The 21,124-nt window shown below is 55.8% G+C and carries 25 protein-coding genes and 2 riboswitches; of the genes, 11 read left to right on the top strand and 14 right to left on the bottom strand.

Annotation, left to right across the window (positions count from 1 at the left end; all coding sequences use genetic code 11):
• The 3 genes from PFH44_RS15060 to PFH44_RS15050 all read right to left on the bottom strand — a co-directional run.
• Positions 1 to 442: LLM class flavin-dependent oxidoreductase (locus PFH44_RS15060; protein ID WP_283825395.1), on the bottom strand; the 442-nt coding region annotated here is incomplete at its 3' end.
• Positions 443 to 740: 298 nt separating this feature from the next.
• Positions 741 to 1,058: an EthD family reductase gene (locus PFH44_RS15055; RefSeq protein ID WP_283825394.1), complete on the bottom strand. Its 318-nt coding sequence runs from the start codon at positions 1,056 to 1,058 to the stop codon at positions 741 to 743.
• Positions 1,059 to 1,130: 72 nt separating this feature from the next.
• Positions 1,131 to 1,685, bottom strand: coding sequence for an MFS transporter (locus PFH44_RS15050; protein WP_283825393.1), 555 nt, complete (start codon positions 1,683 to 1,685; stop codon positions 1,131 to 1,133).
• A 62-nt stretch (positions 1,686 to 1,747) separates the two neighbouring features.
• On the opposite strand from PFH44_RS15050, the gene PFH44_RS15045 reads away from it, so the two are divergent.
• Positions 1,748 to 2,008, top strand: coding sequence for an FCD domain-containing protein (locus PFH44_RS15045; protein WP_283825392.1), 261 nt, complete (start codon positions 1,748 to 1,750; stop codon positions 2,006 to 2,008).
• On the opposite strand, the gene PFH44_RS15040 is transcribed toward PFH44_RS15045, so the two are convergent.
• Complete coding sequence (locus PFH44_RS15040) at positions 2,000 to 2,956, bottom strand: LysR family transcriptional regulator (protein WP_283825391.1); 957 nt, start codon at positions 2,954 to 2,956, stop codon at positions 2,000 to 2,002. The genes PFH44_RS15045 and PFH44_RS15040 overlap by 9 nt on opposite strands.
• A 127-nt stretch (positions 2,957 to 3,083) precedes the next feature.
• Here PFH44_RS15040 and PFH44_RS15035 point away from each other — a divergent pair, with 127 nt between their 5' ends.
• Positions 3,084 to 3,659 (top strand): nuclear transport factor 2 family protein, encoded by a 576-nt coding sequence (locus PFH44_RS15035; RefSeq protein ID WP_283825390.1) that lies wholly within the window; start codon positions 3,084 to 3,086, stop codon positions 3,657 to 3,659.
• Entirely contained in the window at positions 3,652 to 4,056 is a 405-nt protein-coding gene (locus tag PFH44_RS15030; protein ID WP_283825388.1) for a nuclear transport factor 2 family protein, read from the top strand. The genes PFH44_RS15035 and PFH44_RS15030 overlap by 8 nt, the downstream gene beginning before the upstream one ends.
• Before the next feature lie 64 nt (positions 4,057 to 4,120).
• Here the strand turns inward: PFH44_RS15030 and PFH44_RS15025 are convergent, their stop codons facing one another.
• Together PFH44_RS15025 and PFH44_RS15020 are read right to left on the bottom strand one after the other, a co-directional pair.
• Positions 4,121 to 4,822 (bottom strand): aspartate/glutamate racemase family protein, encoded by a 702-nt coding sequence (locus PFH44_RS15025; protein WP_045854738.1) that lies wholly within the window; start codon positions 4,820 to 4,822, stop codon positions 4,121 to 4,123.
• Positions 4,823 to 4,949: 127 nt separating this feature from the next.
• Complete coding sequence (locus tag PFH44_RS15020; protein ID WP_283825387.1) at positions 4,950 to 5,537, bottom strand: TetR/AcrR family transcriptional regulator; 588 nt, start codon at positions 5,535 to 5,537, stop codon at positions 4,950 to 4,952.
• 355 nt (positions 5,538 to 5,892) lie between these two features.
• Here PFH44_RS15020 and PFH44_RS15015 point away from each other — a divergent pair, with 355 nt between their 5' ends.
• The gene (locus PFH44_RS15015) at positions 5,893 to 6,648 is read left to right on the top strand and encodes an SDR family oxidoreductase (RefSeq protein ID WP_283825386.1); all 756 of its coding nucleotides are present in this window, start codon (positions 5,893 to 5,895) and stop codon (positions 6,646 to 6,648) included.
• Between the two features lie 46 nt (positions 6,649 to 6,694).
• Here the strand turns inward: PFH44_RS15015 and PFH44_RS15010 are convergent, their stop codons facing one another.
• The 3 genes from PFH44_RS15010 to PFH44_RS15000 all read right to left on the bottom strand — a co-directional run bounded on the left by PFH44_RS15010 (position 6,695) and on the right by PFH44_RS15000 (position 10,277).
• The gene (locus PFH44_RS15010; RefSeq protein WP_283825385.1) at positions 6,695 to 7,234 is read right to left on the bottom strand and encodes a cytochrome b; all 540 of its coding nucleotides are present in this window, start codon (positions 7,232 to 7,234) and stop codon (positions 6,695 to 6,697) included.
• Positions 7,231 to 8,286: a catalase family peroxidase gene (locus PFH44_RS15005; RefSeq protein ID WP_045854733.1), complete on the bottom strand. Its 1,056-nt coding sequence runs from the start codon at positions 8,284 to 8,286 to the stop codon at positions 7,231 to 7,233. The genes PFH44_RS15010 and PFH44_RS15005 overlap by 4 nt, the downstream gene beginning before the upstream one ends.
• A gap of 341 nt (positions 8,287 to 8,627) precedes the next feature.
• Entirely contained in the window at positions 8,628 to 10,277 is a 1,650-nt protein-coding gene (locus tag PFH44_RS15000; protein WP_283825397.1) for a putative bifunctional diguanylate cyclase/phosphodiesterase, read from the bottom strand.
• A gap of 421 nt (positions 10,278 to 10,698) precedes the next feature.
• Positions 10,699 to 10,773: riboswitch (Fluoride riboswitch) on the top strand.
• A gap of 318 nt (positions 10,774 to 11,091) precedes the next feature.
• Here PFH44_RS15000 and PFH44_RS14995 point away from each other — a divergent pair.
• Complete coding sequence (locus PFH44_RS14995; protein WP_045854731.1) at positions 11,092 to 11,520, top strand: adenine nucleotide alpha hydrolase family protein; 429 nt, start codon at positions 11,092 to 11,094, stop codon at positions 11,518 to 11,520.
• A gap of 14 nt (positions 11,521 to 11,534) precedes the next feature.
• Positions 11,535 to 12,821 (top strand): phosphopyruvate hydratase, encoded by a 1,287-nt coding sequence (eno, locus tag PFH44_RS14990; RefSeq protein ID WP_283825384.1) that lies wholly within the window; start codon positions 11,535 to 11,537, stop codon positions 12,819 to 12,821.
• A gap of 71 nt (positions 12,822 to 12,892) precedes the next feature.
• On the opposite strand, the gene PFH44_RS14985 is transcribed toward eno, so the two are convergent.
• The gene (locus tag PFH44_RS14985) at positions 12,893 to 13,129 is read right to left on the bottom strand and encodes a hypothetical protein (protein ID WP_283825383.1); all 237 of its coding nucleotides are present in this window, start codon (positions 13,127 to 13,129) and stop codon (positions 12,893 to 12,895) included.
• Between PFH44_RS14985 and PFH44_RS14980 the strand changes: the two genes are divergently transcribed.
• Entirely contained in the window at positions 13,128 to 13,814 is a 687-nt protein-coding gene (locus tag PFH44_RS14980; RefSeq protein WP_283825382.1) for a 2,3-bisphosphoglycerate-dependent phosphoglycerate mutase, read from the top strand. The two genes, PFH44_RS14985 and PFH44_RS14980, sit on opposite strands and share 2 nt — an antisense overlap.
• Before the next feature lie 32 nt (positions 13,815 to 13,846).
• Positions 13,847 to 14,221 (top strand): fluoride efflux transporter CrcB, encoded by a 375-nt coding sequence (crcB, locus tag PFH44_RS14975; protein WP_045854727.1) that lies wholly within the window; start codon positions 13,847 to 13,849, stop codon positions 14,219 to 14,221.
• 74 nt (positions 14,222 to 14,295) lie between these two features.
• Here crcB and PFH44_RS14970 read toward each other — a convergent pair whose 3' ends face one another.
• From PFH44_RS14970 to PFH44_RS14955, 4 genes are all read right to left on the bottom strand, one after another.
• Positions 14,296 to 15,795, bottom strand: a complete 1,500-nt coding sequence (locus PFH44_RS14970) for a MutS-related protein (RefSeq protein ID WP_283825381.1) — start codon at positions 15,793 to 15,795, stop codon at positions 14,296 to 14,298.
• Entirely contained in the window at positions 15,792 to 16,967 is a 1,176-nt protein-coding gene (locus PFH44_RS14965; protein ID WP_283825380.1) for a MutS-related protein, read from the bottom strand. The genes PFH44_RS14970 and PFH44_RS14965 overlap by 4 nt, the downstream gene beginning before the upstream one ends.
• A 612-nt stretch (positions 16,968 to 17,579) precedes the next feature.
• Positions 17,580 to 17,996: a universal stress protein gene (locus tag PFH44_RS14960; protein ID WP_283825396.1), complete on the bottom strand. Its 417-nt coding sequence runs from the start codon at positions 17,994 to 17,996 to the stop codon at positions 17,580 to 17,582.
• Positions 17,997 to 18,037: 41 nt separating this feature from the next.
• Entirely contained in the window at positions 18,038 to 19,249 is a 1,212-nt protein-coding gene (locus PFH44_RS14955) for a cation:proton antiporter (protein ID WP_283825379.1), read from the bottom strand.
• Between the two features lie 110 nt (positions 19,250 to 19,359).
• Positions 19,360 to 19,422: riboswitch (Fluoride riboswitch) on the bottom strand.
• Between the two features lie 382 nt (positions 19,423 to 19,804).
• On the opposite strand from PFH44_RS14955, the gene PFH44_RS14950 reads away from it, so the two are divergent.
• From PFH44_RS14950 to PFH44_RS14940, 3 genes are all read left to right on the top strand, one after another.
• Positions 19,805 to 20,152 carry a PTS lactose/cellobiose transporter subunit IIA gene (locus tag PFH44_RS14950; RefSeq protein ID WP_045854722.1) on the top strand — a complete coding sequence of 116 codons (348 nt, stop codon included), beginning with the start codon at positions 19,805 to 19,807 and terminating at the stop codon, positions 20,150 to 20,152.
• A gap of 53 nt (positions 20,153 to 20,205) precedes the next feature.
• Complete coding sequence (locus PFH44_RS14945) at positions 20,206 to 20,463, top strand: HPr family phosphocarrier protein (protein ID WP_045854721.1); 258 nt, start codon at positions 20,206 to 20,208, stop codon at positions 20,461 to 20,463.
• 20 nt (positions 20,464 to 20,483) lie between these two features.
• Positions 20,484 to 21,124 (top strand): phosphoenolpyruvate-utilizing N-terminal domain-containing protein (locus tag PFH44_RS14940; RefSeq protein WP_283825378.1); only part of this gene is annotated, 641 nt, incomplete at its 3' end.

The raw sequence follows: 21,124 nt of genomic DNA, 5'->3' as shown, positions 1-21,124 counted from the left end.
CGTCCAGCAGCACTTCGGTATGACGACGCGCCATGTCTGACTCGTTTTCTCCGTCGGCGGGCACGTAGCCAAAATGACGCCAGCCGTCAATCACCTGCTCCGGAGAGCCGCGGCTGATGCCAAGCTGCAGGCGACCGCCGGAGATCAGATCCGCCGCCCCCGCGTCTTCGGCCATATAGAGCGGATTTTCATAGCGCATATCGATAACGCCGGTGCCGATTTCAATCCTGCTGGTTTTCGCGCCTATCGCGGCCAGCAGAGGAAACGGCGAGCTGAGCTGGCGGGCAAAATGATGTACCCGAAAATAGGCGCCGTCCGCGCCCAGCTCTTCGGCGGCAACCGCCAGATCGATGGACTGCAGCAGCGCGTCAGCCGCCGAGCGGGTGGCGGACTGCGCCGACGGCGTCCAGTGGCCAAATGACAAAAATCCAATCTTTTTCATGACGTATTGATCCTGGTTTGCAGGGAAATTATCCGCAGGCCGGCATTAACCGCGATGCCGTAAATCAGCGCCTGCCGAGGTTTACGTCTACTTTACGCATTCGCTGATGGGAATAAATATCGTTTGTTTAACATAATGCATCAAATAAATTGACCGAGTGGCGGCGAGCCTGGAGTTCCAGGTTTTGGGCCTGTGCCTAAGAAAATGGCCTCCTGCATAAGGCTCTGAATATTTCCGCAACGTAGATTAACGCCACCGGCTCCACAGGCGGCTTATTCACGCGATCGTTGTTACGCAATCAAAGAGGACGAGCCCGCATACGCACGGGGTGGATATCGGTAAACAGCGGCACGTCCGCCATCACTTCGGCGACTTCCGGCGAGGAAAATACCGCGGTCACCGCCGCCTCGTCGCGGAAAATGCATTCGCAAATGGCCAGGGTTCCCGGCTGCTCCCGCAGCGGGAAGAAGGCGGCCACGCTGACCAGGCCATATTTTTCCCAAAGCTTCATCACCAGCGGAAGATGGTCGTCAACATAGTATTGCCGATCGAAACGTTCCTCCGCGCGGCCCTGGTAGCTGACATAGACAACAACCTGCGTATTCTCTGTATTCATAATGCTCTTCTGTTAAAGGGATTTGAAATAGCCGCGCAGCAGCAGGATTCGCCTAAGCGCGGCCGGGATGACTCATGCGTTCGATTTGCGAAGCTTCAGCGCAGCCGCCGACTTCCGGGCGAGGCTGATACTCAACCCTGCCCCGGCCGCCAGGCAGCAGGCAATGCACAGAACGGCGACGATAAACGCGTGGGTGATGGCGCCAGGATCGCCGCGTGAACCCAGTACGGCATAAAAAATGCCGCCAATAATCGCCACGCTAAGGGCGGTGCTGAGCTGCAGCGTCGGGAGCGCCAGCCCCTGACCGAAGCCGATGATGAACAGCGCCGCTGACAGAGGAGCTGCCGCCGGCGGGATACCGTCCGCCGTCGTCATCATCAGCCCGGCAAACCCGAGCAGACCCAGCGTTTCCAGCCCCATGCCGATGGGATTGACGTAAGGACCGGCAATCCGTCTGCCAAACGGCGTTGACAGCGGGCCCAGCAAAAAACCGACGCCGAACGGCAGAAAAATCAGGCCTGCCCGCAGTACGCTTTGATGCAAAGCGCTCTGCAAATAGATTGAGAACAGCAGGGAAAAGACGCCAATCGAGTAGAACAGCAGCGCCAGCAGCAGGAAGAGCCCCATGCCCGGCTCGCGAAAAATTATCGGGTCGATAAGCGGATCGCCGCCCCGACGCGGCTTTCCATATGGCGATTATTGAATCCAGCCAGAACCGGGAGCTGATCGGCTTTTATAAAACCAGCATCAACCGCATCCGCGCCTTCCTCAACCATCTGACCAGAACGCCGGAAGAGTTTCAAAACTCCCAGGTCGATCATGAAACCATCGTTGGGCTGTTGGAGCAGGGGCTGGACCAGCAGGCGCAGGAGAAGCTGCACTGGCATCTTGGCGGCATAGTGCGCAGATTTCATGAAAAATTCGGCAAGGAGCCGCCGGCCTCAGAGTAATTTTCCCTGAGGTTCTCCGCCCGAATAAAAGCCGCCTGAGGCCTGAGGTTTCTGCGGCTCATCGCGTAGCCAGTCGATACAGGCCCTCATCGCCGGCGACATCGCCCTCCCCGCCGTCCAGCACAGGTAATATCCGGCGAATTCCGTTTCCCAGGCGCTAAGAATGCGCTGCAGGGCGCCGGAAAGCAGGTGCGGCCTCACCCTCTCCGCGGTAACCTGAGCCACCCCGACGCCGGCGATGGCCGCCTGATACTGGCGCTCGCGATCGTCCACCACCAGATTCCCGCTCACCGCAATATTTTTTAGCCGGCCGTTATAAGAAAACTGCCAGGGCTCCGGCACCGCCGCGCCCGGCCACCGCCAGCCGATGCAGTTGTGATGGCTTAAATCCTCTGGCCTCTCGATGCCGCCATGCGTTTGCAGCCAGGAGGGCGCCGCCACGACTATCTGATGCAGCGGCCCGCCGACGGGGACCGCCACTAATCCGGGCGCCAGCACCTCCCCGAGGCGCAGCGAAAGATCGTACCCGCCGGCGATGAGATCGACGGGAGAATCGTGGACGGCAATATCCATGTGCACGTCGGGAAAAGCGGCAAGAAAAGCGGGGATCCTGCCGTCGAGGAACATTTCCGCCGCCGAGCGAAAGGCGTGGAGACGAATATGCCCCTTGATGATTCGGCTGCGGGACTGCACCTGCATCAGCGCGCCGGCAAGGTTCTCCAGCAGCGGGGCGACCTGGGGATACAGCCCCCTGCCGTCCTCGGTGAGGTTGACGGAACGCGTGGTTCGGTTGAAAAGCCGCAGCCCCATCTGCTCCTCCAGGCCGTTAATTTGCTGGCTGACGGCGGATGCGGAGACGCCCAGGGCGTCCGCAACGGCCCTGAAGTTGAGCTTCTCGGCAACCATCACAAAGGTATTAAGCGCAGGGAACTGCGCGCGGCTTATCATCCGTCGCTCCTTTATTAAATCTGGCTAATCACTGCATTAAGTTTGTAGCCGATTATACAGTCGCACAAAACAATTATTATTGTCATACCGCTTCAATCAGGTTTGTAATAACAGGAAGAGACGCCGTATGGCTAATGAAAATCAACTGACAACCGAACAACGGCTGCGAATAATCGAAGCCAAATTAGCGATCTATGAACTTATTGCTTCTCATCCGCCCAGCGCCGACAGCGGGCTCGCTGAATATACGGCGTCCGTCTATACCGAGGACGGCGTTTTCAACCGCGGCGCGGGGCTGGACGGCGCGCAGGGCGTGGAGGCGATTGCGGCCTTTATTCTCAGGCCGGAGCACGAAGTGGCTATCAAAGGCGGGCTGGCGCATTTTGCCGGATTACCGCTTATCGACCTGCGCGGCGATACGGCGGTGGTCACCTCCTATCTGCAGCTTTTGCAGCTGGATAAAGAAGGCGCGCCGCGGGAAATGGCTAACCACGGCACCTCCACCGGATACCGCATCCATCGGGTTGTCGTTAACCGCTGGGAGCTTGAGTGCCGCGACGGACGCTGGAAAATACGCAGCAGGACGCTACTCCCCGTTGACGGGAGCGATGCTCCGCGTCAGCTGCTGGCGCAAGGCCTCTCCGACGTTCTAAAAGCGACATACCAGAATCCATTAACCGCTACGGAGCAGGATCATGAGTGAAGAGAACCGCCAGCTTTTATCGTCGCTGTTTCTTTCGATCGCGGATCGGGGATGGGGAGAGAACTTTATCGCCGCATTAGATGACGATCTGGAATTCAACGCGATGGGCACCTCGTCGATCGCCGGATGCTACCGGGGAAAAGAAAACTACCGCCAGCGGCTGCTTAAACGGCTGGATGAGCGGCTGGCGTCATGGCCCGTGCCGATCGTCGATAGCCTGATCGTTGACGGCGATCTTGCCTGCCTGCAGTTCCACGCCACCGGCGGTAAGGGTAAAAACGGCGCGGATTTTAATATGCAATATTGCTGGGTGCTGCGCCTTGAGCGCCAGAAAATCGTAAAAATATGGGGCTATTATGATTCAGACAAAATGAACGCGCTTTTTGCGGATCAATAACCCGCCGCCGCCCCCAGGCGCCGCGATTGCCGCCGCTGAAATAACGGCGGCGGCACGCTGAGGATCAGGCGACCGGCTCTTCCAGGGCCATCGCCAGCGCAGCATCGCAGTGGATAAGCGTGGTATCGAACACCGGCACCGTTACATTGCCCTGGTTAAGCAGCATCCCCACTTCCGTACAGCCGAGAATCAGCGAGTCGGCGCCGGCCTCAACCAGCCGCTGCGCAATACCGACGTAAGCCGCCTCGCTTTCACTGGTGACAATATCGCAGCACAGCTCGTCATAGATGATCCGGTGCGTTGTGGCCCGGTCGGCGCTCTGCGGGATAATCGGCGTCAGGCCGGCCGCGACCAGGCGGTCGGTATAAAAGGATTGTTCCATAGTGAAGGCCGTCGCCATCAGTCCCGGCGCGCGCAATCCCTGCTGGCGGATAGCCGCGGCGGTGGCGTCGGCGATGTGCAGCAGCGGGATCGAAACCCCCGTCATCAGCTGGCCGGCCAGCTTGTGCATGGTATTCGTCGCCAGCACGATAAAGTCGGCGCCGCCGCGCTCAAGCGCTTTAGCTTCCCGGTTCAGCACCTCGCCAGCCTGCTCCCACTCACCCGCCATTTGCAGCTTCTCGATCGTGGCAAAATCGAGGGAGCGTATCAGCAGCTCCGGGGAGTGCAGGCCGCCCAAACGCGCCCGGGTCAGGTTACAAAGCTGCCGATAGTAAGTTTGCGTTGAAGCTGCGGACATGCCGCCAAGAATGCCGATAGTTTTCATGCTATTAATCCTTATTGTCGTAAACCAGCGGCGAATTTTCCGCCGCCTGCCCGCCCATGGAGGCGGTTATCAAACTTTTTGCGCTTATATAGCTCGCCGGCGCCATGACGGCACTTTCCGCGAACGATCAGGCGCGAAGCACGATGTTATCGATCAGCGGCTGCACGATTCTGCGGAAAATATCCGCATCGTTAAAGGCGCGCGCCGACAGCATGGCGCCGTGCACCGTGGCCATCAGCAGGCTCGCCTCATCCGCAGGGCTGACGGGGAGGTGCAGGCGCTTTTCGCTTTCCCCTCTGCGCAGCAACGTAGCCAGCCATTCGCTAAGATCGGCGAAATGACCGCTCACTTCGCGGGCCACTTCCGCCGGCAGCGTCGGCAGCTCAACGGCAAGCATGGCGCAGATGCAAAACGGCGAGGAGCCCTCGCGAATGCAGGTTGCCCAGTAGTCGACGTAGGCCTGAAGTTCCGCCACCGGGTCATTCATCTGCTGGCTCATCGCCTGCATTCCGGCCCGGGCCTCTTCCCGATACTCGGTGACCACCACCTTCACCAGCTCCGCCTTGCTCGGGAAGTGGTGATGAATGCTCGCCTTACGAATATTCACCTTTGCAGAGATATCGGCAAAGCTGAAGCTCTGGTAGCCCCCGGAGGTAAGTAGCTGTCGGGTATAGGAAATAATCTCGTTTGCTTTTGGTGAACGCTCAGTCGTCATAGTCGGATCCGCATGTGCATATCGTACTGAATAAGGTGCATATTATCAGAGCGTTGGCAGGAAACCTACCAACAGGTAGACCTGCTAACGCCCAAACTGGCGCCGGGATCGAGCCGAGGGTCGCTGGCCAGATAATTCGCTTGCCGCTCTCAGAGGGCGTCAATATACTCATCGGGCATTGCCACAATGCCGTAGGCGTTACCGTCATCCAACGCGCCCGGATACCCCAGGGTCTCAGCAGAGAATAGGGGATCTATGCGGCGACGTTCCCATCTCAGGCGGCTATCAGCGACGACAACAGATCCGATAGCCCCTCGCCGCCTTTCCATCTGCTCTATCCGGAGAGGACAATGTTATGAATATTAGCGGTAACACCATTCTGATTACTGGCGCCACCCGCGGTATCGGCCGCGCGCTGGCCGAAGCGTTTTACGCGCGCGGCAACCGGGTCATCATCACCGGGCGCAGCCAGGCCCTGCTCGATGAAATCACCCGCGCGCATCCCGGAATGACGGGCTTCAGGCTCGATACGGACGATGAGACGATGCCTGCCGCCGTGGCCTCAGAGGTCAAAACGCGCTTTCCGCAGCTCAACGTGCTGATCGCCAACGCCGGTATTTCGCGCAGCGAAAATTTCCTCACCGACGGCGGGAATACGTCCGTCGCAGAGGAGATAGTCAGGACCAACATACTCGGCACCCTCCGCTTCGCGGCGGCCTTCCTGCCGCTGATTCAGGGCCAGGCTGACGCCACCTTTATGGCAACCAGCTCCGCGCTGGCATTCGTGCCTAAGGCAGACTTCCCAACCTACTGCGCCAGCAAGGCGTTCCTGCACTCGTGGCTGGTCTCGTTACGTCATCAGATGCGACATATCCCGGTTGAGGTTCTTGAGCTGTCGCCGCCGTACGTGCAGACCGGGCTGACGGGCAGCGCGCAGGCCGTGGACCCGAGGGCGATGCCGCTGGCGGAGTATATCTCGAGGGCGATGGCGCTAATTGAGCACCGTCGGCACCCGAACGGCGAGATCCTGCTTGACGGCGATAAAGGCCGCCGCTGGGCGGAGAAAGAGGGCACGTTTGATACGCTTTTCCGCGCCATGAACCCGGATTAAGCCCTCATCCGTGCCGATATGATTCGGCACGGATTTTTTGCCAGGGCTATTGCCTGCCGCCGCCGGACATACTTTCAAAGACGCCGTCGCGGCGCACTAAAGCATGAAATAGCGCGGCGGCCAGATGCAGCATTACGGTGATAAATAGCAGCAGCGCAACCGCAGAGTGCAGCGGGCGCAGGAGCGCATACCAGTCATTATTCACCGGCGCGAGAGGCGGTAATACAAATCCCCCGCCGACGGTAACCGGATACCCCGCGGCCGACTGCATCGCCCAGCCGACCAGCGGCTGGAGGAGCATCATGGCGTACAGCATCCAGTGCGAAAGATGGGCCAGCCGCCGCTGCCAGACGGGTATGCTGCCCGGCAGAGGCGGCACCGCGGTGTAAAAGCGCAGCCACAGCCGCACCACCACCAGCAGCAGGATCATCAGGCCCAGCGGCTTGTGAATGGACACCAGCAGCGCGTGCAGGGACGAAACCGTGGACACCATCGCCACGCCAATAAACAGCATCGCCACGATTGCCGCGGCCATCAGCCAGTGCAGCCAGCGGAGCGCCGGATGAAAATGGGTTACCTGTTTCATAAGTGGGCTCCTGACCGTTGGGACTGTTCGCGGGTACGCGCGTTATACGATTTGGCGTAGGCCGACGACCGCGCGTTGAGTAGAGGATCGTCCGAGGCGGCGATCCCGGACGGCAGGATCAGCGGATCGTAGTTGATATCGTTGCAGGGGCCACCCTCCTGCGCGGTGGCGCTCACCAGCTCGAGCGTACCGGCATTGATGGTTTGGCGATCGTCAGGCCAGAGCTTAGCCGCATCGTTACCTGCATCCCCCGGTTGGGCGACGGTAATCAGCAGATCCCAGCGCAGCGGCCCCTGAGCCAGGCGCTGCGTGATATCGTGCTGCAGGAAATCCTTATCGCTTTTATCCGCCTCGCTAAGGGGCTGATAGCCGGTACGCGGCACCATGCTCCAGCGAACCAGGTGCTCGGCCCCGGCCTTATCAATAAAGCGAAACGCATTCAGGCTGTTATAGCGATCGCTCGCCCAGCTGGACGAGGGGACGTACTGCTTTGCCCAGGCCAGATAGCGCTGCAGCTGAGGGTGCGAGCCGACAAACGCCTTCAGTCTCTCAGGGTCAGGCTTGCCGGTTGCCGGGTCGGGCAAGGTGACGGTTTGCAGTTCGTAGAACTCCTCCACGGTGGAGACCGGGAACAGCGGCATGGCGTTCATTCCCGTGCGCCACTGCTCCCCGTTACCCTGCCTGAACTCCAGCGCCATGCTGCGCACGGGAACGGCATAATCCGGCGCGTTGGGGTTGCCACCGGCGATGGCAAAGCGGCCCGTTACCGGGGTTTCTCCGGCGGCGAACAGCGCCGCACGCGACAGCGCGCTGGCGTTGCCGTTAGAGATAAAACGGCCCACAACGCATACGCCTTTGGCATGATTGCGACGAAAGCCCGGGTGCTCGCCGCCCGATTTTTGCAGAACCGTCACCAGCTTGTCTGCGCTGAGGCGGTTCGGCGCCAGCCAGCCGCCTGCCCACAGAAAGAGCAGTATCACGCCTAAAGGGATAAGGCCCACCAGCAGCAGGCGCGCTATTTTCTGGCCAGCGGAAAGTGAAGAGGTTGTCATATTTTCGCTCACACTATTAACATTGAACCCACAAACAAAAACGCGAAAAGCAATTCCCGCAGGAAAACTCTAATGGCCGCCAGCCGCTTTAAAGGCCGAGGCTTGCGTTAATCAACCGACGCGCATCGGCCATAATCGGCGGGTGATTTTGCGATCGGCAAAAAACAAACCTACTAGTTGGTAGATTCAATGTCAATGCTCTCGCGCTTGCCCCATCGGGGGCGCGGAGGTGTGTCATTCAGAGGTTTTATTGACTGAGTGAGCCGCAGCGGAAGCCGGCTTTCAGCCGGCAGGCAGGCCTCTCGGCCCGCTTACGGCGTAGCGATGAAGGGCCTGAGAGGCTACTTTTTTAATTGTCCAATGATCGTCGGCTTGCCAAAAAGAAAGCCCTGCACCTCGTTGCAGCCTTCGTCTTCCAGGATTTTCAGCTGCTCCAGGGTCTCAACGCCCTCGGCAATCAGCGGGGTATTAATCGATTTACTGAGCGAGATAACCGCCCTCACGAAGGAGCGAACCTCGGTGTCGTTCTCAATGTTTTGCAGAAAACTGCGGTCCATTTTGATGAGGTCAAAATGGAATTCACGCAGCATGCTTATGGAGGAGTAGCCGGTTCCAAAATCATCGAGGGCGATACTGATCCCCATGTTTTTTATTTGATTGAGAACGTTAAACACCAGCTTTTTATCGACAATAAACGCCGTCTCCGTGACCTCGAATTCAAGGAGGCTAACCGGGAAACAGGTTCTCATTAAAATTCCGCGGACGTTGTCTATAAAATGGCGATGGCGCAGCTGCACCGGGGAGATATTTACCGAAACCTTCTTGTGAATTTTATTCACCAGCGCTTCACGACATACCTGCTCTAATACCCAATAGCCCAGCGGTATAATCGTCGCGCTCTCTTCCGCCAGGGGAATAAATTCGTCAGGGTATATCAGCCCGAGTTCGGGGTGCTGCCAGCGGAGTAAAGCCTCATATCCCGTCACCTGCTTTCCGGAGATCGAGCGCTTTTCTTGATAATGCAGATAAAACTGGTCCTCCTTGATCCCCTGCCTGATATCCGAAATCATTTGATTGCGCTTACGCGTTCGCTCGTCCATCTCAGGCTCGTAGCGGCACACCTTATTGTCGATATCAGATTTGGCACGATACATCGCCAAATCGGAGTTGCTGATTAAGGTATTAAGATCGGAACCGTCGCGAGGAAAAACAGAAAAGCCGATGCTCGCAATGACGGAAACCGACGTAGTGGCAAAATCATGTATTCCGCTAAAGCACCCCTGCAGCTTCTCGATAAAGAGATCGAGTTCTTCAGCGGACTCAAACGGCTTTACCGCCACAAACTCATCGCCACCAAACCGGGCCACCAGCTCATCGTTCTTGACCATTTTAGCGACATTTGCCGAAACTCTTTGCAGCAGGAGATCGCCAATAAGATGGCCCTCAACGTCATTTATTTCCTTGAACTTATCAAGGTCTATAGTAAAAATAGCCAGCTGCGCATAGTTATTACCCGCGATCAATCCTTCGACAAACGCAAAAAACGCCACCCGATTAGGTAGCCCGGTCAGAGAATCATACCGCGCCATCCACGAGAGCTTATCAATCACTTCCTTATGTTCGGTAATATCCCGGGTTATTTTGGCGAAACCCAGTAAAGTCCCGTCGTCATTGCGGATAGCGTCTATTACTACGTGCGCCCAAAATGACGAACCGTCCTTTCTGTAGCGCCACCCTTCCCCTTCGAATTTGCCGGTTTTCAGGGCGAGCGCCAGGTTTCTCGCCGGCTCCCCTGATTGCTGCTCGCCTTCGCTATAAAATGTGCTGAAGTTGCGGCCAATAATCTCTTCGCTGGTGTAGCCCTTAGCCCGGCGCGCCCCTTCATTCCAGCTGGCAATCGTGCCATCCTGTTCCAGCATGTAGATAGCATAATCTTTCACATTTTCAACGAAATGACGATATGAAATATCAGTTAACATTATGTTATCCATATAAACCAACCCAACGGCGTAGCTGTATGCATTAACAGCGCGACGGAGAAAAATGTGAAAATGTGTTAATCACAATGTAACCCATAGCTACCGCTCTTGCCACAAGCATCTCTGACCCGCAGGCTCCGCCAGTAATATGAGCAAGAAGCAGCGGGAGATGTGGAGAAAAATAGCCTCAGCGGGCTTATTGATGGCACAAAAATTAACGCCATAAAAGTTATGTCACTATTTAAAGCGCGGATATGAATATCATTCTCTCTCCTTCCGGGTGCCGCGGACCTCATTTTTATTAAAGGTTACAGAATGAGAACAAACTCAATCCCGCGTAAAAAACGGCGTTCGTTTCACCAGCGCGGCGGAAGAAAAACCACCCCATCTGCATCAATAAATATTGATTTCGCGAAAATCGTCATATAAGCTCAATTTACAAGGTGATGGTGTTCCACCTTTCCCAACCGCCGGTTCTGTCGAACCGGATGATGACGCCTGATATACAACTGTTGCTGTTTCCTTTTAGGCATGTATGTCAGGTGTTGCTATGCAAAACGTCATTGATTTTTCTGCACTTCCCGTTACTTTCTCATCTGAAAGCGTATCTCCTGTTGGCGTTTTTGGCGACGGCCATCCTGACGGCAATGCTATCTGCCGCGCGCCGACGATGGCTCGCAGGCTCAGCCATACCGCCAGACCCTCTTACCCTGGGGACATTCCCCCGACTACCCCATGCGTACTGCATCAATCCGACGCGCCGCGGCAGGAAAAAGACGTTCTTCCCTCGATGCTCCTTCGTTTCGCTTCGACTAAAAGGTGAGCTATGCACATCTACCGGCATGCACTGTTACTTGTTCAGAATGAAACCGACGGACTGCTGCTGCTCCAGCATGCTGAACGGCTGGCAAAAGAGATGGCAACCCGCATCACCGTAGGCCATCTCAGCGCTGATTATCGGGAGATGGATTACACCAGCGATTCACTCATCAAGGACCGCCAGTCGCGCGAGATTATCGACGCGAAGGCGATGCTGAGCCGCCTGGTGGAGTCCTGCAGTATTGATATTAAAGTCAGATCCATCGTCAGTATTCATCGTTTCAGAGACGTTGAGGCCGTAGTGCAGCATGAGGATATCGACCTGGTCATGCTGGGGCATAAAAACCGCCTGTTCGGGGTGTACTCCTCGTTCTCTTTTGAATTTATCAACCATCTCTCCGTTGATGTACTGATTAAACATATCCCTGTTCCGTAAAATAAGGTCATTGTATGAGCTATGAAATCGAACGCGTAATTGCCAGAGAAATTCTGGACTCCCGGGGTAATCCGACCGTAGAAGTGGAAGTGACCGCTGCCGGCGGGCGCACGGCGCGAGCGTCGGTGCCTTCCGGCGCCAGCACCGGATCCCGTGAGGCGATTGAGCGTCGCGACGGCGACGGGCAGCGTTTTGGCGGCAAGGGAGTGCTGGATGCCGTTCACAGCATCAATACGGAAATTCACGATGCTCTGCAGGGCTACGACATCCGCCGGCAGAAGGATATCGATAGCCGCCTGATTGCCCTGGACGGGACGGAAAATAAGGGCCGGATAGGCGCCAACGCCATCCTCGGCGTCTCGCTGGCCGTGGCTCGTCTCGCCGCGCAGCTCTCCGACATCCCGCTGTACCGGTATCTGGGCGGCGTCGGCGCTAATCTGCTTCCGGTCCCGTGCATGAATATCATTAACGGCGGGGTCCACGCCCGCTGGCAGGGCGCCGACTTTCAGGAGTTTATGATTGCGCCCTGGGGAGCCTCCTCCGTGCGCGAGGCTATTCGCTGGGGCAGCGAGGTGTATCAGAATCTGCGTCAGGTTTTACTTGAAAAAGGCCTCTCCACCGGCGTGGGTGACGAGGGGGGATTTGCGCCGGTGGTCTCCTCCAACCGGCAGCCGCTGGAGCTGATTGTTGAAGCCATTAAAAGAGCCGGCTACCGGCCTGGCGAAGATATCGCGATCTGCGTGGATCCGGCATCCAGCGAGTTTTATAAAGATGGAAAATACGCCCTGCGCACGGAAAATGCCCGCCTCAGCGCCGAGGAGATGACTCGTTACTATGAGCAGCTGGTGGGCGAGTTCCCGATCGTCCTGATTGAAGATGGCCTCGCGGAGGACGACTGGGCCGGCTGGAAAATCCTTAGCGATGCGCTCAGCGATGAAATCGAGCTGGTTGGTGACGATATTTTTGTGACCAACGTGAAATATATCCGGCGCGGCATTGATGAAGATCTGGCCAACGCGGCGCTGATTAAGCTCAATCAGATAGGCACCCTGAGCGAAACGATTGAGGCCGTGCAGCTGTGTCAGGACCACGGCTGGGGGACCTTTATATCGCACCGCAGCGGGGAAACCGTGGACAGCTTTATTGCGGATATGACCGTAGGGCTTCGCGCCGGGCACCTGAAAACCGGCGCCCCCAGCCGCGGAGAGCGGATTGAGAAATACAATCAGCTGATGCGAATTGAAGATGAGCTGGGCGATGCGGCCGTCTTTGCGGGTAAGTCCGCCTTTAAAAAACGCTAACCCCGTGCCCCCTCCCGTACCGCAGGTGCGGGAGGCTATAAAGGAAGCCCGCCGTGAAGCCAAAAATCCTTTTACTGTCGACGGCCGTCGGGATCCTGAGTACCTGGCTGGTATTCCTGATTGCTGACCTCTTTTTTGCTGCCCGGGCGGATGATTACCCGGCGGCAGCCATTGCTTTGTTTATCGGGAGCTGCGGCCATTTTCTGACCCGCCACCTCCTGAGCAAATCGGCATAAATGCGCAGGTCGTCGCTTCAGCATGCCGGGTAATTCTGGAAATTTATCATCAACTAACGGGTTGCTGGTCATGGGAAAAATCATCTTATTACGCCACGGGGAAAGCATCTGGAATCAGCAGAACCTTTTTACCGGCTGGACAGACGTCCCGCTGACCCTCAAGGGAATAGAAGAAGCGCGGCACGCGGCCAGGCTGATAAAACGCTCGGGTATAGAGATAGATTCAGCGTGTACCTCCGTTCTGAACCGGGCCATACACTCGCTGTGGCTGATTATGGATACGCTGAATCAGCTATGGCTGCCGGTGAACAAATCCTGGCGGCTGAATGAACGCCACTACGGCGCGCTTCAGGGCATGAATAAGGATGAAGCGGCCCAGCGGATGGGGGAGAAGCTGGTTTACCACTGGCGCAGAAGCTATCGGGGCATCCCCCCGCCGCTGACCGAGGAGCCGGGGCACCTTCACCGCGATGCGCGCTATCGCCACGTGGCACTGGCAGATCTTCCTGCCGGAGAAAGCCTGGAGATGGCGCAGCGGAGAATTCTGCCCTACTGGCAGCATGTCGTCGCCCCGCGCGTGGTCAGCGGGGAAACGGTGCTGCTCGTTGGGCACGCCAATATGCTGCGGGCGCTGACGATGTTCCTCGAGCAGACCGACGAAAATGAGGTGATGAACCTGCATATTCCCTGCGGGGTCCCGGTTCTTTACGAAATTAACGAAAACGAAACTATCCGCGGCGGCGCTCCTCTGGAGTAAGCGCCGACGGTCCCGTACATCTGTGAGGTTTTATGTATAAATCATTATTCGCCGTGGTTATCGGCGGATCGCTGGGCTGCGTGATCCGCTGGGTGCTCTCCATGCGTCTTAATGGCTCCTTTCCTAATCTGCCGCCGGGCACCCTGCTGGTTAATTTGATCGGCGGCTTTATTATCGGACTCGCCCTGGCCTTTTTTGTCAGACAGCCGCATCTGGATCCGGCGTGGAAGTTTTTTATTACCACCGGGCTGTGCGGCGGCATGACGACGTTTTCCACCTTCTCTGCCGAGGTTGTGGTGCTGCTTCAGAACGGTAATTATTCGTGGGCCGTCATTTCGGTGCTGGCGCACGTCTTTGGTTCACTGCTGATGACCGCCGCCGGCTTTTTGGTCATGACGGTAATATAGAGAAGATCTCTCCGTTCCGCGGTCCCTGGAACGGAGAGCCCGCTCGGTGCCGCTATTTAGCGCCGGGAAGCAGGTCAATCAGGGGTAAAAACCGCCTGAAAGAGATCTTCCCCGTAGCTGGTATCCAGCGGTGCGCCTTGCGCGATCCGGAACGTCCTGACGCCATCGTCGCCTCTTTCGGCGCAGAGGTAGAGGGTATCCTGGTGATACTCCTGATAAAACGCGCAGGCAAATTCTGCGCTGTGGGTGACAAAAAATAGCTTAACCCGGCTTTCCGCCAGCGCGGTGACGATCCCTCTGATAATATCCGCGCCTTCCCTGCTATTGGTGGCGGAAAAGGATTCATTAAATAAGACCAGATCGTCCTTCTGCAGAAGATTCATGATATCCCGCATCCGCCTGAGCTCTTCATCGAGCTTCCCGCTGACCATGTGGCTGTCCTCTTCACATTTGTAGTGGGTGAAAATCTGCCTGCAGATATCGGTACAGAAACACTCTGCGCAGACGAACATTCCGCTCTGCATCATCACCTGCGCCAGGCCAATACTGCGCAAAAAAGTGGACTTCCCGCCCTGATTGGCGCCGGTAATAATAAACGTATTTTTATTATCAGTTTTTAACGTATTACTGACGATATTCTTGCCGGCCGCCAGCGCCAGGCAGACGTCGTACAGTGATTCAAAAACCAGATGGCGCTCTCGCCGGTATATCGGCACGGGAAAACAGCGGGGCATATTGAGCTTATTAAGCGCCTGCGCAAGGTTAATGCAGGACACATAGAACCCGAGCTCGACGCGCAGCGATTTGAAAAAATTGAGCAGATGCGCGGTCGACTGCGCCATCGCGCTGGCAACCAGTACAAGCCCCCGATCCTGTAAATCGCTGAGCGCCCGGAAACCATTTTCATCACGCGGGGCTATCTGAACCGTATAGCGTTCCGGTTTTTTGGCGAAAAAACGTCTCAACCATCCCTGAGCCGGGGGATTGGATTGCCTGAGAATGTACTCCTCTCCCCTGTTTCCCACTCCGAGCCTCGCGCTCATTAATATCCCTTTTTTGAAGGTCATCTGTTTAAGATGCTCTTCGATAACGCCGAGATAGGCCTCATTCAGCTCCTGAATAAGCATGGAAAATAGTCGGGCCATTCCTGGAGATTCAAAATGAGAAAGATTTTTTTCCGCAATACTGCGGATCTTTCTTAAGTTTGCCAGCAGGAAGCGGGTAAAGGTAATCGACTGATGCAGCACCGCCGAAGGGTAATGGCCGAAGACGCCGTAGTGGAGATGTTCCTTCTCCATTGCCAGACACTCCACCACGACCTGATAAAATTCGCCGATCGCCTGCGGGTTATACAGACAGTCTCTGAGGATAGCCTGCCGGTATTCAATATCCTGAACCTCCGAAAGAAGCTGCGAGCAGGCCTTTTTGACTACCGAGTATAAAAACGCATCCCCGCCGGAAAGCGCCTGAAATAGCACATTGAGGTCCAGATCCTTCATCATGACGTTGAAGCTATCCGCAAAGAGATCGTCCACAATAAAGTCCGCATCTTTATACATCAGATAGGCTTTCATCCGTTTAACCTCGCTTTAATTTTCTCATGGGTGAGCCCGTATTTCTGAACCAGCGTTGTCGACCAGGCCACGCCGTCCGCGGGCTTCCTGATAATTTTATAGGTTCTGGACGCCTGGCTATCGTTTTCAACGGTACTCATCATGCTGACAATGGCCCGATCCAGCCCGCTGAGCTCATCAATAAACGTCACGCAGAGACAAAATGCATCCAGCTTGAGTATTTTTTCTATAATGCGGGTACCCAGATATATCGCATCGTGGGATGTCGTTGAGGTGAATATTTCATTCATGATAATGAGGCTTTGCGAGGTGGCCGCATCGAGTATCGCTTTTATTCTTACCAGATCATCATGCAGTTTCCCCCGCAGATTATGAATATTTTCACTTTTTTCAAAATGCGTGAAAATATTATCCGTGAGAAACAGATTCGCTTCCTTTGCCGGAACATACAGCCCCAGCAGTGCAAAGTAGTGCAGCTGGCCCACCATTCTGGCGAAAGTGGTCTTGCCGCCCTGGTTAGGACCGGTGATCGCTAAAATACGTTCTCCCCCCTGCAGGTGAAAATCGTTGCAGACCACCGTGCGTTCTTTCTCCAAAAGGGTATCCGCAAGCGCTAAATCAAACGCGGCGGCAACGGCGATCTCTTTTTTGTGGCGATCGATCTGCGGGATACAAAACGCCAGCCCTCGCTGCTGGAATTTACGGATGTAGGCGATGCTGGCGAGATAAAACTGGATTTCGCGTTCAAAAACCACCAGCGTAGGGCACTGATACTCTTGATTAGATTCGATAACCCCATCAAGCCCGGAAAATATAGCCGGAAAAAGCCTGGCAACGCGGTCGAGGATCCTGGCTTCAACATCGTTCATATAGCCGTCATGGCTTTTAAGATCCACCTCATCCTGTACATCGCGCTGTTTAAACTTAGCGAAAACGTTGAGAACGGTATCGCTGTAGTTTATTTCATTGGCATAACGGCAAACGCTAATTGTGTCACCTTTTATCTTCAGGCTATAGCGAATGGTATCTATTTGATGGTGTATTTTTAGGGCCGTGGCAGATAGCCGCGTAAAAGCATCGCTTTCAACGTAGCGAATAAGATAGTTTTTGAAATTCGTCATCCCGCAGGAGCTCAGGGGCAGTGCGCATAGCCGATCGCGCAGCGCCGCCACCGCCTGGCAGTAAAGCAGGATGCATTCCAGCTCCCAGCGCCTGTGCTGATAGTGGTAGTAGCGGTTTTCCTTTTTCCCGGCGATCCCCCTGATTTTTTGCATGCTGGATGAATATTCCATAAGCGCGTTATAGAGATTTTCATTAGCCACATCCTGAATAACCCCCTGGCGATAGTAGATGTCCTCCAGGTACTCGAGAGGAGAGTAAAAGCAGGGTTTTATATCGTACTCTTCCCGCCCATGGATTATCGCACCCACAACTTTATCAAGATTAAGATCTGAGAAGCACGCGGGCTCATGGATGCTAAGATGATGTTTTTGGCTTCCGTCAAGACTGGCATATAATATGCTAATAAATTCCATCGTCCCTCCAGGCTATTATTCCGGATATATCCCCACGGCTCTGCCTCATTTCATTCCCCCGGCTAACTGCCGGATAATAAAAATGGCATGCTGCTATACTGATCCTGTTACCAAAGGGAGGCCAGCATGGGTTATTTAGTTATGGCGTTGATTCTCTTCATTCTCGGCATTATTTGCGTTTATGCTTTTGCGTTATGGTCACCGCGGCGAATATCGCGTAAAAAACGCCACAAAAAATAATATTGCCGATCACTTGCGGATCACCGTCACGGGACAGCGGGCGTGATCCACAACCTGTCGGGCGACGGAACCCAGCAGCCAGCGGGAAAATTGCGTTTTCCCCCGGAGCCCAACGACAATATGATCGATACTATGACCATCGGCATAGCGCAGAATTTGTTCTGCCGGATGTCCCATTGCAACATGAAACCGGGTCTCCTTTTTCAGCTCCGGATACTGTTTTTTCAGACTCCTCATCATCTGGTTGAAATAAGCGTGCGTGCGGCTAACGAAATCCTGCATTTCCACTTCACCGCCAAACTCAGGCAGCTGACACACGGCAATAACGTGCAGCTCGCTATTAAAATGGCGGGCAAGTTCAAAGGCGAAATCCATCGCTTCTTTTGCCGGATCCGAACCATCGTAGGCAATCAGTATGTTATTCATCACGATATTATCCTCTTCACGTCAGGCCCGGTGGATGGAGCTCAATGGGGCCGTTGGCTCTTTTTTTCCGCCACGTCATCTGCGTTCATCCGATGAGGATCTTGTTCAGGGAGGAGATGACGCGGCAGGAAAAAGGCATTAGCAATCAGGGTCGGGACCACCGCGCTGCCGATCACGGCGGCGACCAGCGATGAATACTGCGCTTCGTCGATCAGATGATGCGACAGCCCAAAAAGGGCCGAGATGGTGCCAAACGTGAGCCCGGTTGACATCAGCAGCGTGGTGTACATTCCCTCCTGATGCGATGAACCATAGAATCGGCTGAGCGGATAAACCCCCGCCAGCTTGCTGGCCATTTTCACCGCCAGCAGCAGCAGAAACGCTCCCGGCGCCCCCGCCAAAGCGGGTAAAGAGACCAGCGAGCCCGCGCGAATAAAGTAGAACGGCGTCAGCAGCCCAAACGTCATGGTTCTGAGGCGGCGGATAAGGGCGTGATCCTTACCTACGGTCCCCGCCAGCACCATCCCAATCAGGTACGCCGGCAGTACGGCTTCGCTATCGGCCCAGGTCGCCAGCCCTCCCAGCGCGAACAGGCAGAGCATCAAAAATTTAGCCTCGAGCTCAGAGGGGCGTTCGCCGAAGCGTTTAAAAAATCGCGGCGTCAGCCAGGGGAGCAGAAATGCGGCCGCCGCCATAGCGCCGGTAAAGGCCAGGGTCTTCAGCGTAAAAGGTGCGAAAATCAGCCCCAGGGCGATCACCGTCGCCAGATCGGTAACGAAGCAGGCGGCGAGCACCATTTTTCCATATCCGGAGGTATTAATGCCGAGTTCCAGCATGACGGCGTATACCACCGCCACCGACGTCGTCGACATGGCAATACCCGCGAGCCAGCTTGCCGGAAGGCTCCACGCCAGCCCCCAGTAGGCCAGGGCTGAGCAGAGAAAAAAGGGAAGGAAAAAACCGATCAGGCCGACAATAAGCGCCTGTTTCCACTGCTTTCTGAATACCGCGGGATCGAGCTCGGCGCCGGCAAGAAAGGTTAACAGTATTGCTCCTGCCCCGGATAAAAACTGCACCCAGCTGGCGTCTCCCGCCAGAATCGTCGCCCCCAGCAGCGCGCCAATCACCAGCTGGGCAATCGTTCCGACCACAATTTCGGAAAGCGCGGTGGCGATGCGCAGATAGATGGATGCCAGGGTGGCGACCAGCGCCAGGCCCAGCCACAGCGCGGCCTGGAACCAAATTTGAGTCATAGGAGCCCCCGTAAAAAACGGGCTGGCTGAGCGGGATGAAGAACTAAAGTAGCGTGACGCATAACGACTCCTACACAAATAGGGACCCACACTCATAGAGTCAGGATCGAGATTGCGTAGGCATCATCAGCCAAACGGGCGGTTAAAGGAGGAATGCCATCTCCTGTACAAAAAGTAGCAATGAACGAGGATATTTGCCAGCCGGGGATGCTGTTTTTTTAAAGGCAGGACTTCAGGCGCTGAAATTAAAATTAAACGGCGACAATATGCATATGATAAACCAATAACGTGACCCCCATCACAATTAAATTAAAATCAGGCACATCGTGTTTATCTATCACCGCTCGTATCGTCAACGTGTCAATGATTCAAAAACAGCTGGTTATTATAAAAGCCGGCCAAAGTAAAATTCTTCCCTGCCGGCTGGAAATTATTTATTTGTTGCTCCCCAGGAGCCTGTGATGAACTGCTCCGCAGCAAGAATTAATTTACCTTCTCCACCCGCAGCGAATAAATAACGGTGATGGAGAGTTCAACTGCATAGTGAGAAACCTGATGGATAAAACAGAAAAGATTAATAGTACGGCAATGAATATCATTATGGATGCCGGCGATGCGCGCGCTTTGATTACCGATGCGCTCTCCGCCATTGAACAAAATCAGTTTACCCTGGCGGATGAGAAAATCACCCAGGCCCAGCAGAAAATAAAAACGGCCCACGGCAGCCAGACCGATATTGTGCAGAGCGAAATCCACGGGGAAGTCTTCCCGCCCTCTCTGCTATTTACCCACGCGCAGGATACGCTGATGACCATTAACAGCGAGCTGCTGCTGAGCCGCCATCTGCTAAAAATCTTTCGCACCCTTGATAAGCGTATAGGCGAGCTGGAACCACGCAGATAGCGGTAACAGCCTGAGCGAAAACTCCCCGCCCACCCTTTTGACAGGAAACGTTAATGGAACAATTTCAATACACTATCCGCGACGATCTCGGCATCCACGCTCGCCCGGCGGGTCTGCTGGTACGGCTCGCGCTGGGCTACAGCTCCACCCTGCATATTGCCAGGGACGATCGGCAGGTCAGCCTGAAAAAAATCTTCACCGTCATGGGCCTGAACGTGAAGGTCGGCGATACGGTGACGATCAGCGCCAGCGGCCCGGACGAGCAGCAGGCGATCGCCGCGCTGCACGACTTTTTCCAGCAGCATCTCTGATTAAGGCTTAAGGAAAGTTCATGCAGATCGTAGCAGGTAAAGCCGTTTCATCAGGTATCGCACGGGGACAAATTTGGTGCTACCGGCCCGCAAAATCACAGGTCAGCCCGGAGACCATCGACAGCCCACGGCAGGAACTGGCGAAGCTGGAGCGCGCGTGCAGTACCGCGCTGATACAGCTGCAGGCGCTGGAGGATAAGGTCCGAGCGGAGACCGGAGAAGAAACGGCCCAGCTATTCGCCGCTCATCAGCTGATGCTGCTGGACGATGATTTCCAGCAGGAGATACGCGAGGCGATCGGCGAGCAGAATCTCAGCGCCGCCTGGGCCGTCGAGCAGGCCGGGGAACTGTTTGCCAACCAGCTGGCCGCCATGGACGATGCCTATTTCCAGGCGCGCGCCGCGGACGTGCGGGATGTCGCCGGGAGACTGGTGGCCATTCTCTGCGGCCATCAGGCCTGCGGGCTACAGCAGCCCGACGGAGAGGCCATTCTTCTTGCCGACGATCTGACCCCCAGCGAGACCGTACAGCTCGACAGGCAGCGCATTGCCGGCATCGTCACCCGCCAGGGCTCAGCCAACTCCCATACCGCGATTCTGGCGCGCGCAATGGGGATCCCCGCGCTCGTCGGCCTGGAGCTGGCGGAACTGCCCTCCGCGTG

The organism is Klebsiella sp. Ech2A, from assembly GCF_030078455.1.
Taxonomy (GTDB): Bacteria; Pseudomonadota; Gammaproteobacteria; order Enterobacterales; family Enterobacteriaceae; genus Klebsiella; species Klebsiella terrigena.
Note: the sequence above shows the minus strand (reverse complement) of the source record. Positions and strands in the feature narration are given on the sequence as shown.